Origin of the sequence: Oleidesulfovibrio sp., assembly GCF_047973035.1 — a bacterium.
In the GTDB taxonomy this organism is placed as follows: Bacteria; Desulfobacterota; Desulfovibrionia; order Desulfovibrionales; family Desulfovibrionaceae; genus Oleidesulfovibrio.
The window spans coordinates 67011-82773 of record NZ_JBKEBF010000008.1 but is presented as its reverse complement, the minus strand read 5'-3'; the positions used below and the strand labels follow the sequence as shown (position 1 = coordinate 82773).

Sequence of the window (15763 nt, the reverse complement as noted above, 5' to 3'; positions counted from 1 at the left end):
TAATTGTCTTTGCGAATTCCCTTAGTCCACGGTAAAGCATCCTCTACTGCATAAAACTGAGGTGCGGCTCATGGCCAGAAGGCAGTGCTGGTAAAACGCCCGAAAACAAACGTGAGCACCCACATCAACACCCTTTGCCAACACGGCAAACTACAGGTAGAAGCTGCTGATTGGTCGAACAGTCCGCTCGACACAAGATCACACCAAGGAGTCATCACAATGGAGAACAAACTGGCTAACCCTGCGCCGCTGGGGCTTATGGGCTTTGGCATGACAACCATCCTGCTGAACATTCACAATGCAGGCTTCTTTCCCATCGGTTCCATGATTCTGGCCATGGGCTTTTTTTATGGCGGCATCGCTCAGATCATCGCCGGTATTATGGAATTTAAAAAAGGCAACACCTTCGGCCTTACCGCTTTCACCTCGTACGGTCTGTTCTGGCTGACGCTGGTTGCGCTTATCGTCATGCCCAAAATGGGCCTTGCCGAGCCTACTTCCCATGCGTTTATGGGTTGGTATCTGTTCCTGTGGGGCGTATTCACCCTGTTTATGTACATCGGCACCCGTAATGGCTCTCCGGTGCTGCGCTTTGTATTTCTTTCGCTGGTAATCCTGTTCATGCTGCTGGCAGCACGCGACTGGACCGGCAGCGAAACCATCGGCACCATTGCCGGTTTTGAAGGCATCATCTGTGGCGCCAGTGCCTTCTATCTGGCCATGGCTGAAGTTCTCCACGAAGCTCGCGGCCGCAAGGTTCTTCCTTACTAGATATTGTTTTACCCGCTACAGAATTGGTCCGGCCACCAGCCTGACCACAGCAGAAACCTTACGGGTATCTGACTGCGTTCAATAAAAGCAAAGCGGCCCGCTTCAGTCGAAGCGGGCCGCTTTTTAGTACGTTACGATGTCAGCCACATCGCATTGTTCAAAAAAGAATATGGCTGGATTATATGCAGTCCTCTGAAGGGAGCTTTCCCTTATGTATCGCTTTTTCCGCCACCTGACGGACGTCTGAAAAACATCAGCGGCCTTTGGGATTTTTTTCGGCGCACCGGCATGTTCCGGCCTGTTACTCGTCCATTATGCGTTGAAGTATCGTGGACTTCCCGTTCAGGCGAATGTCTTCCTCTATGTCACCGGCAGTATAGCCGAAGCAGAAACAAACGAGTTCTGCCGGTCCCGTTTCTATGGCACCATGTATATGTTTCAATGTAACCGCCCCGATAGTACTGCCATTCAAAAGTATCTAACAACAGCGTACGTGCCATAGCCAGAGAGTGCAACGGCGCCACACTCCGAACGTCGCAAGCTGTTTAACTTCGCATCAGAAACAATTACCGGCGACTCCGAAAAAAAACGTCGCGGATTATCCACAAAAAGTTCATGCATCATCAGAACGCATAAGCTTGCAGGATGAAGGCTTTTCCGGCGACAACTTGCGGACACTTGCCTGTTCAGTGTTACCTCCGGCCTTTTCTGAAACCTTTTCTGCAACGCTGCGCAGCATCCCTTTAAAAACAATGCCGTGCAACGGATACACTGCGTACCAATAAATAATCCCCCACAGACCTCGCGGTAAAAACCACGCACGCATCTGCAATTCCGTTTCACTTCCGTGCGGTACTGTTCTGATTTCCAGCATAGCCTGCCCCGGCAACTTCATTTCTGCCAGCAGTAATAAGTGATCGGCATGACGCACCGAAAGCACCCGCCAGAAATCAAGCGCATCACCGGCACGCAAATCGACAGGATGCCTGCGCCCCCTACGCAGCCCCACGCCGCCTGCAAATTTATCCATTGCTCCGCGAATCCACCACAACCAGTCTGTGTGATACCAGCCTGTTTCTCCCCCCAGACGTTGTACAGGCTCCCAGACCTGCTCAGGCGCAGCTGCAATGCGGATACCGTATCCGTCCTGCAGCACGGTGCCTCCGGCATAGCCTGCATCTCCTTCTGCCAGCCATTCCGGTTCGACAATTGCGCCGGCATCCGTCCAGCATGTAGCCACGGCGTGCTGGCGCACTTTATCCAATGCTCTGCCGATGGCTGTTCGACAGTCCACCAGTGTTACCGGAATAACATCCCTGATGGAGTTTTCCGCACAGACAACCCTGTTACGCAAACCTTGCACCAGTGGCCCTGCAAGGCCGTAAGGCACAGGAGTTATCACGTTAAGCCAGTGAGCACTAAGCCGCGGAGTAAGAAACGGTACAGGCAGAATCAACCTGCGCCGCAGCCCTGCCACCGCTGCATACAGGTGAAACAAATCCGTATAGCTGAGAATATCCGGCCCGCCTATGTCATATGACTTTCCAGTAGTTTCAGGATGCTCAAGACAGCCTTCCAGATAATCAAGTACATTGGAAACGGCAATGGGCTGCGTTTCCATACGAACCCAGCGCGGAGTAAGCATGACCGGCAATCTGTCTGCAAGATACCGGATGATTTCAAAGGAGGCACTTCCTGAACCAAGAATCTGCGCAGCACGCAACGTTGTCACCGGCACCTGCCCGAGGCCGAGAATACGGGCGACCTCTGCCCGTGACCGTAAGTGCGAACTGATCTGCGGATCGTCGGGAACAAGGCCGGAAAGATAGATGATGCGCCCTAACGAACCGCCGGAAGCCTGAGACTGGCTATTTGCCGCCTCTACCGTGGCATACGCTGCGCGCCTGTCTGCATCTTCAAATCCTTTTCCGCGGTCAGACATGGAATGCACCAGATAAAACATGGTTTCACACTCATGTATTGCGGCCTTCAGGGATTCTGCATCCATAGCATCAACGCGCACAATCTCACAGGCGGGATGCGATGCCCACGGCCTGCACATAAGCTTTTCTATGGAACGCCCCGCGGCACGAACCCGCCAACCGGATTCAAGCAGCCTTGGAACCAGCCTGCCGCCTACATAGCCGGAAGCCCCGACAACCAGCACAGTGCTTTTCGGTCCGGCACTGTCGGGCCTGGCAGTTTGCCCTGCCGCTTGGGAATCACGGGTAGTTACGTTTTGTTCCATCACAATCCCTGCTCTTAATCTGTTAATTGCGTTCCTTTAATAATTAGCCTGCTACACCAGAAAGGCACAGGATTATATGCAGATTAGTCCCAAATAATACATGGCACCATGACCGGTTAAAAAATCCGCACCGCAACTATTCAACATGTTGCGACGCTGCTGAATGACAATAAAAAATGCAGCATCCGATATCGATCGACTAGAAGCTATGGTGTTATCTATTGCTCCGATTTATTTTTTTCAGCTTTTCCATCACTTCAAGATAGCCTGCCCGATAATCCTCATGAGTTTTTCAGGCAATCTCAGGTCACTCACTCTCCGGCAGACTAAACGGCTTTTCCGCATCTTCTTTTACCCCGAAAGCAGTCATGAAGCGCAACTCGTGAAAGTCAATTCAGCGGTGGTCATAATCTCTGGGGGTACGGGCTTCCCGTTCCAGCACGCGCTTCACGGTTTCCTCCAGCTTCATCCCATCCATTTCGTTAAACGCATGAAAATTGACGGGCTGCCCGAACTTATGCCCAAGACAGCCACAGCCCGACGGGCAGACGCGTCGGCATCTCGGTTCGCATCAAGTCGGGCACGCAACTGCCCGGCCTGATACCGGACACGGCATCATCTTTCTGCCCTTGCCGGTACAACTCTGACGCAAGAGCATGCAAGATTGGCGGCGCAACGGGTCACGGAGCTTTCAAAACAACTTCGCTGTTTTTGCCTTTCAGAGGCGGAACGACTTCGCAGTATCTATAGTTGCACACTGACTGCTGGCTCTATACGCGTAACGTGTCTCCCTGAGCGTTGCGTACAGCCTGTGCACTCCATCCACCAGCACTAACAAAATACGTTTAAGTATGTCTCTCTCCCCGCTTCGGCTATACATAACACCCCAGCCTTCTTCATATACGCATGTACCCCACGATGCTTTTCCCAAAACGAAGTCCGGATACAAATTAAAGCAGGCAAATACACCATTCAGATATAGCATGTGTCGTCGCAGAGTAACTAAGCTTTTTAAAAAACTCTTTTCTCCATGTTGCTGACAAGCTGCAAAATCCCGCTTACACTAGCTGACAAATAAGGGAGCACGTGCGAATCTTGACGTAAGACGCTCTTTTTTCGTACACGCCTGTTTCCGGCAAACAAAAAACATCTGTCATTTCAACGTTTTTACTTTTTTCTGCTTATGAAGTTATCCGCACGCACCAGATATGCAGCCAGGCTCCTTCTTGATCTGGCGCAACACGCGACTGATGCCCCCCGAACAGCATCTGCCCTTTCGGAGCAGACAGGTGTGTCTGTCCAGTTTATCGAACAGATCATCAAGCCGTTAAAAAAAGCGGGACTCATTAACAGTGTTCGCGGGGCTTCGGGCGGGCATATGCTCAGCCGTTCACCGGAAGAAATATCTCTGGCAGACGTAGTTGTAGTGATGGAAGGCGGCATCCGCCTGACAGACTGCTGTATAGACAATGAGCTGTGTACAAGAACACCGCACTGTAAAACCCGTGTGGCGTGGATGAAAATTTCTGATTTGCTGGAACGCGAACTTAAATCCATTACTCTTGCCGATCTTATGAGCGGAGAAAGCCTTTTCGACATTTGCGGGATTGAGGAAACCCTGAACACCCCGTTAGAAGAATTGCCGGAAGAGGAAGAAATGGAAGACTGCGGCGTATGCGGAGGCGGAATATAACCGATACCGCCCCCCGAAAAGCAAGAAACAAAACAGAACACCCAGAAACACAGACCGGATGCTTCAAAACGATGCATCCGGTTTTTTATTACCCGTTAAAAAACAGCACAAAACCTGCTATTAAATTCCTCCTATTTTAGTATAAATTCAAAAATTAAACCCACATCGCCTCACTTACACACTCCCTGCAAAGCATACTGTGCAACCACTCAAACAAAATATTTTTTTCACAAAAATCAGCACACTATGAAATAACAGGTTTTTTCTTATTTCCTCCCTTGACAGGGGGAATTCTTTTGTCTTAATCAGACCAAACCAGTCTGGATTACGGGGGTCTGATTTATTCAATCCAGACTGTATTAATCTAGATAATTTTAATCCGACTTACACGCTCCACGCTTTCCGTACCCGAAACGGCCAGCATGGATGGAACCGGGAGAGACACATGCGCATTTCTGCATCGTCACACTACGCCTCCAGAATACTCGTCATGCTGACACGCCATGCCGACGAAGCACCCATTCCTGCGGCGGCTCTGGCGGAACGCACCGGTATTTCCATCAAGTTCGTAGAAAAGATCATCCGCCCCCTCAAAAAAGCAGGGCTTGTGGACAGTGTTCGCGGCGCAACCGGCGGACATATGCTGGCCATGCGCCCCGAGCAGGTAAGTCTGGGTGATGTGGTTCGCGCCATCGAAGGCGGCATTGACCTTACCCACTGCTGTGACGACCCTGAGCGTTGCCGCTCCAAGGAGTCGTGCTCCACACGTCAGATGTGGTCAGGCGTCAGCCGCGCACTGGAACGCACGCTTGATGCCATTACGCTGCTGGATCTGCTTAATGATCCTGCACCCGAATGCACCAACCTGCCCGAACCGCCCAAAAAACGCAGCCACAGCAGCAAGGAGTCAGAGTCGAAAGACGACTCTGAGGCTGGCGAAGGCAAACTGCTTTCGCCCCGCAGCCATACCAAAAGCCGCTGTTGCGACCCTCTGCTTTCTGCCTCGGATTCATGCTCATGCAGCCACGGCTGCCCTGTCTCCTAGCAGAAACACTACTACGACACGCTCGCCCGCCTCACCCGTCGGGCGTTCGATAACGCCCGCGGAAACCCGGGGGCCGGAAGGAAATACGCTGCTCCATTTTGCCACTGGAGAGGCGAAACAAGATTACACGCTTCAATCGAAGCGCCTTAAAGGAGAACGGCATGAAAAAGTTGCTCATTCTTGGTGCTGGTGCCGGCGGCACCATGATTGCCACCAAAATGAGGAAGAAGCTGTCGGAACGTGAGTGGGAAATCACTATCATCGACCGCGACCTCACCCATCATTACCAGGCGGGCTGGCTGTTTGTACCCTTCAGCATCTACACCCTGAAGGACTGCGAACGCCCCAAAAAGGCTTTTATCCCCCGCGGCGTTGAGTTTGTTCAGGACACCATCATCAACGTGGATCCTGAAAAGAAAGTCGTTACTTGCGAAAACAGCAAGCACACCTACGACTGGATCATCATGTCTACCGGTTGCCGCATTGCTCCTGAAGAAGTTGACGGCCTCATGGATGACTGGCACGGCGACGTGCACGATTTTTACACTCCCAACGGTGCAGTAGCTCTTGAAAAGCAGCTCAAACAGTTCAAGAAAGGCCGTCTGGTTCACCACATCTGTGAAAGCCCCATTAAATGCCCTGTTGCACCCCTTGAGTTCGTGTACATGGCTGACTGGTACTTCACCAAGATGGGCGTGCGTGACGACATCGAAATCGAACTTGTCACCCCGCTGACCGGCGCTTTTACCAAGCCCGTAGGCGCCCGTATTCTGGGTGAACTGTGCGACAAGAAAAACATCAAGGTTACCACCAACTACGTTGTTGATAGCGTTGACCCCGAGCGCAAAGTCATCGAATCCGTCATGGGTGACGAAATCGACTACGACCTGCTCGTATCCATTCCGCCCAACTTCGGCGCACAGTACGTTGTCGATAGCGATATCGGTAACGAAGTAGGCTTCATGGAAACCGACAAGGGAACCCTGAAGTCCAAGCGCTGGGAAAACATGTACATCCTTGGCGACGGTACCAACGTACCTACCTCCAAGGCTGGCTCTGTTGCCCACTTCGAAGCTGACGTTGTTGCCGAAAACCTGATGGCAGACCTGACCGGTTCCGACCACTACCATCACTTCGACGGCCACTCCACCTGCTTCATTCTGACCGGTTACGAAAAGGCTTCGCTCATCGACTTCAGCTACGATGTTGAACCCCTGCCCGGCATGTTCCCCCTGCCCGGTATCGGCCCCTGCGAACTGCTGGCCGAAAGCCATATCAACTACTGGGGCAAGCTCATGTTCAAGTGGGTATACTTCAACCTGATGCTGAAGGGTCACGACCTGCCTTTCGAACCTAATATGTACCTGCACGGCAAGGACACTTCCTTGATGCGCAAGAAATAGGCCGGGGGTAAGAGATGACCAACGAAGAACGCATTCTCGAAAAGCTCGACCGCATGGAAGAGCGCCTTGATGAACTTCAAGAGCGCGGCACCGCCATGCGCGAGCTGGTCGAAGACATGAACCCCATCATCAAGGATATGTTCCTGCTCAGCATTCAAGGCTGTCAGGACCTCCAGGGTGACGTGAACCTTCATGACATCAAAGAGTTGGGTTTCCGCGGTCTGAAGAGCGTACGCAATATCAACTACACTCTTGACCAGCTGGAAAACCTTATTGACCTGTGGCGCACCATCCACCCCGGAATCGCCCCCACCTGGCCCCACGTTATCGCTGGCCTCGGCCGCTGGGAACAGGAAGGCGTCTTCCAGAAGATGGCTGCCCTCAAAAATGCTGGCGGTGAAATAATGACCGCCAACAGCCCTGAAGACTTTGAGCGCATGGGTGAATCTCTGGTTTACCTTACCCGCCTGCTTCAGCAGCTGGCCGACCCCAAAGTGCAGCAGTTCCTTTCCAACGCCGTCGAAATGCTCGGCGCACTGGACATGGAAAACGCAAAGCCCTGCGGTGTGTTCGGCGTAGTGGGCGCGCTCGGTTCCAAAGAAGCCAAGGAAGGCCTTGGCGTTGTTGTGGAACTTCTGCGCAACCTCGGCAAGCTCAAGGGTCAGGCTGCAATCGAAGCCTAAGCCTTAGCTACTAAAAGCAAACCCCGCCGTTCTTGCGGACGGCGGGGTTTTAACCAGAAAGCCTTGTGAAGGAAATAACAATGAGTAAGCGGATTCTTGTTGTGGACTGCAACACCGAAGAACGTCAGTCTCTTTGCGATGTGCTTTCCGCCAACGGCTATGAAGTTATTGTCACCTCTTGCACAAAAGAGGGACTTGAAGTCATCCGTACGCAAAAGCCTGATCTCGTGGCGCTGGAAATGAATATGCCCAGCCCCGGAGGCACCATCTTCTACGCACGTATGCGTCGTGATCCTGCGTTGCGTAATACTCCCGTGGTCGTGGTGAGCAGCGTAAGCCCGAGGCCTGCAGCTCTGCGTAAAGGGGTACCCGTAGTGCAAAGACCGGCTGCAACCGAAACTTTGCTGGATACCGTCTCTCGTGCCATGGTCGCCTAGTCAGAACAACCCGATGCGGTTAGCAGCTCTGCAAAGCAGCTACCGCCACAGTAACAGCACATAAGCAGACGAGTCCGGAATATGGCCAGTACAGCCGTACCCCATGTTCTCGTACTCACCCGACCCGAAAATGCCGGACTCGTCTGTGTTCTTCCCTTTCAGAACACATACAGCCCTGTGGACTGCGGGCAGCAGCAGTCCGGCGCAATTTCCTGCCACGGCTAGGCCGCAACAGCAAGTTCCGAATCAAGCGGGTATACACGCAGCCAACGGCGCATCAGCTTTTCAGCCTTGGCCACTTCGTCGTCCTTCATGGTTCCGGCAAGCTGCGCACGTGCGTCACGAGCCTTTGCCAGTCCCACAGTTTCGGCCAGCATAAACCACATCAAAGCGCGGGCTTTGCTTGCGGTCACACCCTGACCATCACGACACATCACACCCAGAGAATACATTGCCCTGCCGTTGCCCAGCGCCGCAGCAGAACCAAAACTTTTGCGTGCAGCATCCAGATTTTCAGATACTTCACCGGTAGCGCTCAATCCGGCACCAATTCCGTAGCGGGCCTCGCCACCCATCACGCGGGCCTTACGCAAAAACTGCCGTTTGTTGTCTACCACTTCAGGTGCAAGCATTCTGTCACGCCAGTCTGCTGCAACGTCATCGTACAGCGGCTCGTCGTTAAAGCTTGCCCACTCTGCCAGATAGAAGCATTCGCTTGCCTTTGCAAAATCCTGCTTCACACCTTGGCCGTTGTAGTGCATTACACCCAGCATATTCAGCGACTCATGGTAATACTTGTCTGCGGAAAGACCGAACCACTTTGCCGCCTTGCTGAAATCCTGCGCTACACCGCGCCCCTCGTAGAACATTGCACCCAGATTAAACTGAGCATTAGAATCGCCGGCCTCTGCCAATGAGAAGAGTTCCTGTAATTGCATACCGTCCACCTTTGGGTTGGTGTGTAGTAAAAGAACGCCCTTCCCGATGAGATGCACACTTCGTGCACCGTTCAGCATGTGCAAAGCTGCCTTGGTCAGCTTCTGCCTTGGCCTGCCACGACCAGCCATGGTCCGGTTCTGCGTGGTTGCCACTCCACGCGGCGGTGATTGCGGGCCGCCCCGAATCATATCTGCGAGCCGTCTGCAAACTCATACCTAATCGGTATGATTTAATTCCTACTTCCAGCGTAGGATATTGTCAACGGGTCATCCCGACTTTTTTAGTCAGTAATAACTTTTTTTTTGAAAGCGAGTACTCGTTACCTCATAAAAACATTACAAAACGGCATGTTACCTTAAAAACAACACTCAAACTTCTTTACAGAAAAAAATCACATCAGGGGGAAGAACCGAAGGGAATCTAGAAAATGAACGCAGGTAAAAGCAGGATGACGGGCAACAAAACGTGGTACCAAAACAATAAAACAGTTTGTTGCCCTAACGGATGTTGGCTGCTTAACCGCGCTGGCAGCGGGTTAACGGGGCAAATGAGCTGCTGATACGGGAGTAATGTGTATGCACAATACATATACGAGGCAGGGGCACATACTATAGAACAGCGCACTAAAGAACGGCCAGACAACCGCAGGAACGTCTCCGGTTATTCTACTTTCAGCGGAATGGTTGCAGCCGTACCAGAACACAAAAATTTACAAAGTCTGATCAGAGCCGATGACACACTCCAGCCGCGCCGCAGCATCACCTCTTTCCGCGGCTGCTACCTGCAGGCCGAAACCTGCAACAAGCATTCAACCACCGGAAGTAGTTTTCGGGCAGCGGCACTATCTTCCTGAACCATAGCAGTCACAATTGCACCTTCTTTAAGCAGGGTGATTGTATCTACAAGTTGCCGGCTCTCCTCCGCACTCCTGCCCAGTTCCGCAACATGCGCCTGCACCAGAGCACGCACTCTGCGTTTATGTTCTTTCGCGGCCTGAAATATGGGAGATTCCGGGTCGCCATACTCGGCTGCCACATTAATAAAAAAGCACCCTCTGAAGCGGGCCAGCGGCTCACACCTGTTATTAAACCAGTCATCTAGCGCGACAAACAACTCCAGCAGGGCTTCTTTTCCCTTGCTGACCGTATCAAGACGCCCTTTGAGCCATTCGATAAAAGTAGCATCACGATACGCCAGCGTAGCTGCAATCAGCTCTTCTTTCGTTTCAAAATAGTTATACAGAGTGCGCTTGGCCACTCCCGCCTCTGCAAGTATTTCATTAATACCAACCGCATGAACGCCTTTGCGGTAAAAAAGGTGCAGCGCCGTGGTGACTATATGCTTTTGTTTTTCCGTCATTATTCCCTCCATCTGAAAAGCAGGTTGACATAGGTAGACAAGTTTGTCTACCTACAGTTTACAAGAAGACCAATCGGTCTACCTGCTTTTCACATCAACGCCATTTGGCCTGTAAAAACAATAAGTGGAGGAAGTATCATGATGACAAAATTATTCCCCGTCTGGGCGGGTTGCGGAGCAACAGTTGCTATTGGACTCCTGGCGTATCTCGATTTTACAACGCAATCCGGCTTCTGGCTGATGGCGCCCTTCGGGGCAACGACGGTGCTTGTCTTCGGAGTACCACAAAGCCCTCTTGCACAACCCAAAAATGTAATTTTCGGCCATGTGCTGTCTGCAACAATCGGAGTACTCTTCGCAAGTTATGTTGGAATCCAGCCATGGTCCCTTGCGCTGGCAACTGGCTGTGCCATCATGACAATGCTGGCAACTGGGACTACCCCCCCCCCGCCGGAGCAAACCCTATGCTTATCATGCTTGCGGGAAAAAGCTGGGGATTCATCATTTTTCCTGTTCTCATCGGGGCCGTAGCAATTGTTCTTATAGGCCGTTACGTTAACAAGCTTACCAGCAGGCATTTTCTTGCAAATTAACGGTGCCCCATGCAGATAAAAGCAACAGCCTCCCGCCCCTGCGCGAGCGGAAGAAGGCCCCCGAAACAGGCACAAGCCGTCTGTAAACGCAGCTTGCAAGCCTCATAACCTGCCACCTCAGCCTGCTGTCTGCATATCTTCCCGCAATATTTACTCTATTGAATCCGGTCCTATTCAAAAAAAAGCCGGTGTACGCACAACACGTACACCGGCTTCTACATTAATACAGGCAAAGGTTACTGGCAGAAGAATAGATACCTCACGCGTTACAACACGCGAACGCCGTCCTCTGTGCACAGCACCATATATTCCCAGCGCACCCCGCCCCAAAGGGGAAAATAAAGGCCCGGCTCAACGGTGACGACCATCCCCGGAGTAAGTCTGGCATCAGTCCGGGGATTCACGGCAGGGGCCTCGTGCGTCTGCAAGCCTATGCCGTGCCCCAGCGAATGGTTGAAGCTGGCAGCTACGCCGTGCCGCTCAAATACAGCCAGGGCAATGTTATGCGCATCGGCCAACGGCATACCGGGGCGCATCATGTCTAATGCGACCTGCTGCGCATGCTGCACCATATCGCGGGTGTGCAAGAACTCGTCCGTAGGTCTGTCGCCCACCCAGAAAGTCCGCGTCTGGTCCGAGCAGTAGTCATCCACACGGCAGCCTACATCAATCAGGACAGGACAATTTTCACGCAGCACGGTTTCATCCGGAATCGCATGGCACATGGCGGCATTAGGGCCCGCCGCAACTATGCTGGGAAACGCCAGTTCCGATGCGCCGTTTTCACGGAAAAACTTTTCAATATCCCACGCAACCTGCGCTTCGGTACGGCCGGGGTGCAAAACCTGCGGCAACCATTCCATAAGCTTGTGGTTCAAAGCGCAAGCACGTTCAAGGCGCCCGATTTCTTCGGGCTCTTTAATAACGCGCAGTTCTTCTACCAGCCCGCCAGCTTTTTTCAGGGTAAGCCCTTCAGAAAAGGACTCGTAAAAAGACATTGTCACGCAGGAAGGCTCAAATCCTACCACGCCAAGCGAGCGGCTTTTGATAAAATCCCGCAGACGTTCAGCCGCGTTGCCGCTGTAAATAAAAATATATTCCCGATCCCACAGGCGGCGTGCAGTTTCCTCGAAACGAGGGTCCGTGCACAACCAGTCCGGTCCGTCCGCAGTAATAAGCAGCCGTCCGCAGCTTTCATTAATCTGGGCATCATGCAGTTCAAAGCCGCTCAGGTAATAGCGGTTCGCATCAAGGCTGACCAGCAGCGCATCAAGTCCGTTTTTACGCAGCAGCGGTCGCAACCGCTCTCGCCGCTCTGCATAACGATCTGCGTTCATTGTTTTTTCCTAAAGAATGTATGTTTTTTCAGCCGTGCCCTGCACCATGCGCTCTGCCCACTCCACACCCTGCATGACGGAATGATCCATATTGGCTACTTCATACTTCCAGCCGCCAAACCGTCCGCGTGAATATATTCCACGTTCTTCCAGCCAGGGCAGCAGAGTGCGCAGCGCACCGTCACGCTCCAGCGTGGGCACGGGGTAGCCGTAATCCACGGCAATGCTCCAGCGCGAAACTATCAAGTCCCTGTCAGCCTCGTCCAGCATTGAGGTATTGATAAGCCCCTGCACGGTCTTGTCCATAATGCCAGAAAGGTCTTCCGGCTTGTGCTGCGACCACGACGTTTCCGCCATCAGTGCGCGCTGTCTGCCCGGCACCGCCGTATTATTGGGCGAATAGTTATGAAAGTTTGTCAGACGGTAGTAAGGGCAGCTATCCTCAGGAAAATACATCCAGCAGGTGTCGTCGTCACGGGTATCATTTACCCCCACGCCAGCCACAAACACACCGTTGCGGCTCAGTTTGCCTGCGGCATCACGCAGTGCGGTATGCGGCGTATTGATGCGTTCCAGCATCAGCTTGTCCAGCGGGCCGGTGTTAAGCAGGTGTGTGTAGGTAATGGCCTGTCCGTCTGCGGTCTGCACGGTGCGTGTTTCAGGATCAATGCCCGCAACGGGGGTATTCAGGCGGACGTAATCGCCAAGGTCTGCTCCCATGCGGTGGAAAATTTCGCCGGTACCGCCATACAGCGGAAAGCGGAACACGTTATTCGGCCCCCAGCTGACGTTATCCAGCTGCAGCACAAGGTTCTTCAGCACCATCTCAAGATCAATGACGCTGACACGCTCGCCTATCCAGTGATAGGCCATAAGTTCCGGCGGGGTCGCCCACACCTTGAAGTTGTACGGTAACATAAAATGTCGTGCGATACCGGCCCCGAAGACATACTCAATCCACTGGCGGAAATTTTCCGGATGCTGCTGCGTGCGGATATGCGGCAGCAAAGCCTGTACGCATTCCCACTGCATTTTTTCGGGCAGATGGCGGATATTGTTCTGGAAAGGATAGGGAATCCAGCGCTCTGCAATACGCACACGCGCAATGCGCTGATGCTCAAGATATTCATCGCCCAGCAGGGATTCAATCAGCCTGTCGAAATATTCATAGTGCGAAAAGACAACATGGCCGCCGATGTCCCATGTAAATCCGGCGTCATCTTTAAAGCTGGTTGCCAGACCGCCGCAGTAGCTGTTCTGCTCCAGCAGCAGAAAATCTTTTTCGCCCAGTTCGCGCAGACGCCGTCCGGCACCAAGGCCCGTCGGCCCCGCGCCGATTATCAGATATTTGACATGCATGGTGTAAAGACTCCCTGAGGTGCGCCGTGCACCAGAAGGCACAACACGCTGATTTAACGGAACGTATATTTCCGCATACGCGGCACGGACAGCAGCCTGCCGTCCTTTATGCAAATGTGAACACGCGAAGCAAATCCTGTTCCAGCATATCCAGCTCTGACCTGCGCAGACGGATAATTTCATCAGGAGGATACATGTTGTGCAGTTTGTATTTGTTGCCCATACCGTTTCCGTACTGGGCCGCGCTCATACGCGTGGCCTTGCCTGTGCGCTTCATATGCCGCACAGACAAAAAACCGGTATAGCAGGCATGACGCCCCTGCGTGGCCATGCGCAGATCATGCTCGAAGTCATCATATTGCGAAGGCGAAAGCATAAGAGAAAAATCGCCGGAGTCCAGCAAGTCTGCCGTGCGGAACATATGGCAGCAGCCGGTCACTGAAATGCAGGGCCGTATGTAGTCAAACTGCCCGTAGTCCGCCACCTGCGCATGCAGTTCCGACACATTGAAAGGATTGGCAGAAGTAGAAGCCAGTGAGTTCTGCGCCCTTGCATTACGTTCTTCCTGCGAATCCTGCTCCGTTCCGGCCATAATCAGATGCAGGTCTGCCGACTGGATAATATGCGGTGCTTGGAAATCAATAATTTTGCCTCCCCATACCGAGGCCTGCGGCCGCACCTGCACCGCCCGAGCCATATGCCCGAGCCAGTCCGGCGGCAGCGCCGCATCATCATCAAGATAGGCGGCATAATCGCACTCCGCCACCTGCGGCAGATGCATCAACCAATTACGCGCAGCGGGTGCGCCGATATTCACCGGCAGGTGGATGGCTTGCGCCTTGCCCGCCAGTCTGTCCACCCACGCGTCGATCACGGCACCTGTTCCGCCAATCTCTGTATCCGTGCTGCCGTTGTCCAAGGCAATAATCGTCTGCAACAGGTCTGCGCTTTGCGCCAGATGCCGGAATGCCTGATCCAGATCCCCGGCTTTGTTGTACGAGTACAGAAGTGCCGCAACCTTTCCCAGCGATGCAGGATTTTCCGGCGAGTCAAAACCGTTCCGGACAGCATGCATGCGCATGGCAAGCCCCGTATGGAACGGACGAGCCTGAAGCACAGCCCCCCACAAATCAAGCGCGCGGTGACGGTCGCCGCTATGCAGCATCACATGCCCCAGCCGTTCTGCGGCGCCCAGCAGCATTCCGGCCTGCAAAGCCTCATCAGAGGGCAGAATGCGCTGCAAAGCCTCGCCTGCGCCATGCATATTACCCGCAGAAATATCAATCCCCGCTGCTGCATATTCGAGTATGGGCAATAACTGAGGCGGAGCAGAGGCCGCATAGCGGGCAAGATGATCTTTGCTCCATTCCAGCCTGCCGGTCAGCTCGCCCACTGCGCACACCTGCTGTACCCACCAGATATTTTCAGGTTGCTTGCCGCGCTCGCCATCCAGATACCGGATGCAGCGTTCATAGTCTCCCTGAGAGGCAAGCCGCTCGTAATAGCGCAGGTTTTCCGGCCTGCCGCCAGCGTTATGCAGCGCGCTGAGCGCATCATGCAGCTGCTGCGAAAGCCACGGACGCCCCTCCTGTTTACGGGCGTGACCATCCAGCTCGACAAGCTGCCCAGCCAGCTGGCAGTTCAGGCAGTCATCTTCCCACGCAGCCAACAGCAACTCCCGCCCTGTATGCCACAACAGGATTTTATCCGCCGGTGCGGCCTGATTCATGGCCCCGAGCGTTTCAGAGGCAGCCTGCATCAGGTGAAAGCTGCCCACGCTGCCGTGCAAAAGGTGCTCACGTAAAAACGCGGGAAACCTTCGCCAGCAGGAAGCAGCGTTAAAAAAAGCTGTGGTCATATGAACTCCTGATGCATTCCCTGAAAATTATCTTGCGT

General features: G+C 53.2%; 13 protein-coding genes and 1 pseudogene. 8 read left to right on the top strand and 6 right to left on the bottom strand.

Annotation, left to right across the window (positions count from 1 at the left end):
* Positions 1-219 precede the first annotated feature (219 nt).
* On the top strand, positions 220-771 hold the full coding sequence (locus ACK5LI_RS01885; protein ID WP_416945934.1) for an acetate uptake transporter: 552 nt from the start codon (positions 220-222) through the stop codon (positions 769-771).
* 613 nt (positions 772-1384) lie between these two features.
* Here ACK5LI_RS01885 and ACK5LI_RS01880 read toward each other — a convergent pair.
* On the bottom strand, positions 1385-3019 hold the full coding sequence (locus ACK5LI_RS01880) for an SDR family oxidoreductase (protein ID WP_416945933.1): 1635 nt from the start codon (positions 3017-3019) through the stop codon (positions 1385-1387).
* A 1183-nt stretch (positions 3020-4202) separates the two neighbouring features.
* Between ACK5LI_RS01880 and ACK5LI_RS01875 the strand changes: the two genes are divergently transcribed.
* The 6 genes from ACK5LI_RS01875 (at position 4203) to ACK5LI_RS01850 (ending at position 8505) form a co-directional block, all read left to right on the top strand.
* Complete coding sequence (locus ACK5LI_RS01875; protein ID WP_416945932.1) at positions 4203-4712, top strand: RrF2 family transcriptional regulator; 510 nt, start codon at positions 4203-4205, stop codon at positions 4710-4712.
* A 445-nt stretch (positions 4713-5157) separates the two neighbouring features.
* Positions 5158-5757, top strand: coding sequence for an RrF2 family transcriptional regulator (locus tag ACK5LI_RS01870; RefSeq protein ID WP_416945931.1), 600 nt, complete (start codon positions 5158-5160; stop codon positions 5755-5757).
* Positions 5758-5918: 161 nt separating this feature from the next.
* Positions 5919-7160: an NAD(P)/FAD-dependent oxidoreductase gene (locus ACK5LI_RS01865; RefSeq protein ID WP_416945930.1), complete on the top strand. Its 1242-nt coding sequence runs from the start codon at positions 5919-5921 to the stop codon at positions 7158-7160.
* Positions 7161-7174: 14 nt separating this feature from the next.
* Positions 7175-7843, top strand: coding sequence for a DUF1641 domain-containing protein (locus tag ACK5LI_RS01860; protein ID WP_416945929.1), 669 nt, complete (start codon positions 7175-7177; stop codon positions 7841-7843).
* Positions 7844-7923: 80 nt separating this feature from the next.
* A complete protein-coding gene (locus tag ACK5LI_RS01855; protein ID WP_416945928.1) occupies positions 7924-8280 on the top strand; it encodes a response regulator in 357 nt (118 codons plus the stop codon).
* A gap of 81 nt (positions 8281-8361) precedes the next feature.
* Positions 8362-8505, top strand: a complete 144-nt coding sequence (locus tag ACK5LI_RS01850; RefSeq protein WP_416945927.1) for a hypothetical protein — start codon at positions 8362-8364, stop codon at positions 8503-8505.
* Here the strand turns inward: ACK5LI_RS01850 and ACK5LI_RS01845 are convergent.
* Positions 8502-9407 (bottom strand): tetratricopeptide repeat protein, encoded by a 906-nt coding sequence (locus ACK5LI_RS01845; protein ID WP_416945926.1) that lies wholly within the window; start codon positions 9405-9407, stop codon positions 8502-8504. The genes ACK5LI_RS01850 and ACK5LI_RS01845 overlap by 4 nt on opposite strands.
* A gap of 589 nt (positions 9408-9996) precedes the next feature.
* Positions 9997-10578 carry a TetR/AcrR family transcriptional regulator gene (locus ACK5LI_RS01840; protein ID WP_416945925.1) on the bottom strand — a complete coding sequence of 194 codons (582 nt, stop codon included), beginning with the start codon at positions 10576-10578 and terminating at the stop codon, positions 9997-9999.
* A 138-nt stretch (positions 10579-10716) separates the two neighbouring features.
* Here ACK5LI_RS01840 and ACK5LI_RS01835 point away from each other — a divergent pair.
* Positions 10717-11171 (top strand): annotated as a pseudogene (locus tag ACK5LI_RS01835) (HPP family protein).
* Positions 11172-11437: 266 nt separating this feature from the next.
* On the opposite strand, the gene ACK5LI_RS01830 reads toward ACK5LI_RS01835, so the two are convergent.
* The 3 genes from ACK5LI_RS01830 to ACK5LI_RS01820 form a co-directional block, all read right to left on the bottom strand.
* Positions 11438-12508: an aminopeptidase P family protein gene (locus ACK5LI_RS01830; protein ID WP_416945924.1), complete on the bottom strand. Its 1071-nt coding sequence runs from the start codon at positions 12506-12508 to the stop codon at positions 11438-11440.
* A 9-nt stretch (positions 12509-12517) separates the two neighbouring features.
* The gene (locus tag ACK5LI_RS01825; RefSeq protein WP_416945923.1) at positions 12518-13867 is read right to left on the bottom strand and encodes a protoporphyrinogen/coproporphyrinogen oxidase; all 1350 of its coding nucleotides are present in this window, start codon (positions 13865-13867) and stop codon (positions 12518-12520) included.
* A 106-nt stretch (positions 13868-13973) separates the two neighbouring features.
* Positions 13974-15725: a glycosyltransferase gene (locus tag ACK5LI_RS01820; RefSeq protein WP_416945922.1), complete on the bottom strand. Its 1752-nt coding sequence runs from the start codon at positions 15723-15725 to the stop codon at positions 13974-13976.
* Positions 15726-15763: the final 38 nt, after the last annotated feature.

Excerpts from the sequence above, each read along its gene's own strand:
- ACK5LI_RS01885 (WP_416945934.1), top strand. The coding sequence starts at position 220 with ATGGAGAACAAACTGGCTAACCCTGCGCCGCTGGGGCTTATGGGCTTT.
- ACK5LI_RS01880 (WP_416945933.1), bottom strand. The coding sequence starts at position 3,019 with ATGGAACAAAACGTAACTACCCGTGATTCCCAAGCGGCAGGGCAAACT.
- ACK5LI_RS01875 (WP_416945932.1), top strand. The coding sequence starts at position 4,203 with ATGAAGTTATCCGCACGCACCAGATATGCAGCCAGGCTCCTTCTTGAT.
- ACK5LI_RS01870 (WP_416945931.1), top strand. The coding sequence starts at position 5,158 with ATGCGCATTTCTGCATCGTCACACTACGCCTCCAGAATACTCGTCATG.
- ACK5LI_RS01865 (WP_416945930.1), top strand. The coding sequence starts at position 5,919 with ATGAAAAAGTTGCTCATTCTTGGTGCTGGTGCCGGCGGCACCATGATT.
- ACK5LI_RS01860 (WP_416945929.1), top strand. The coding sequence starts at position 7,175 with ATGACCAACGAAGAACGCATTCTCGAAAAGCTCGACCGCATGGAAGAG.
- ACK5LI_RS01855 (WP_416945928.1), top strand. The coding sequence starts at position 7,924 with ATGAGTAAGCGGATTCTTGTTGTGGACTGCAACACCGAAGAACGTCAG.
- ACK5LI_RS01850 (WP_416945927.1), top strand. The coding sequence starts at position 8,362 with ATGGCCAGTACAGCCGTACCCCATGTTCTCGTACTCACCCGACCCGAA.
- ACK5LI_RS01845 (WP_416945926.1), bottom strand. The coding sequence starts at position 9,407 with ATGATTCGGGGCGGCCCGCAATCACCGCCGCGTGGAGTGGCAACCACG.
- ACK5LI_RS01840 (WP_416945925.1), bottom strand. The coding sequence starts at position 10,578 with ATGACGGAAAAACAAAAGCATATAGTCACCACGGCGCTGCACCTTTTT.
- ACK5LI_RS01830 (WP_416945924.1), bottom strand. The coding sequence starts at position 12,508 with ATGAACGCAGATCGTTATGCAGAGCGGCGAGAGCGGTTGCGACCGCTG.
- ACK5LI_RS01825 (WP_416945923.1), bottom strand. The coding sequence starts at position 13,867 with ATGCATGTCAAATATCTGATAATCGGCGCGGGGCCGACGGGCCTTGGT.
- ACK5LI_RS01820 (WP_416945922.1), bottom strand. The coding sequence starts at position 15,725 with ATGACCACAGCTTTTTTTAACGCTGCTTCCTGCTGGCGAAGGTTTCCC.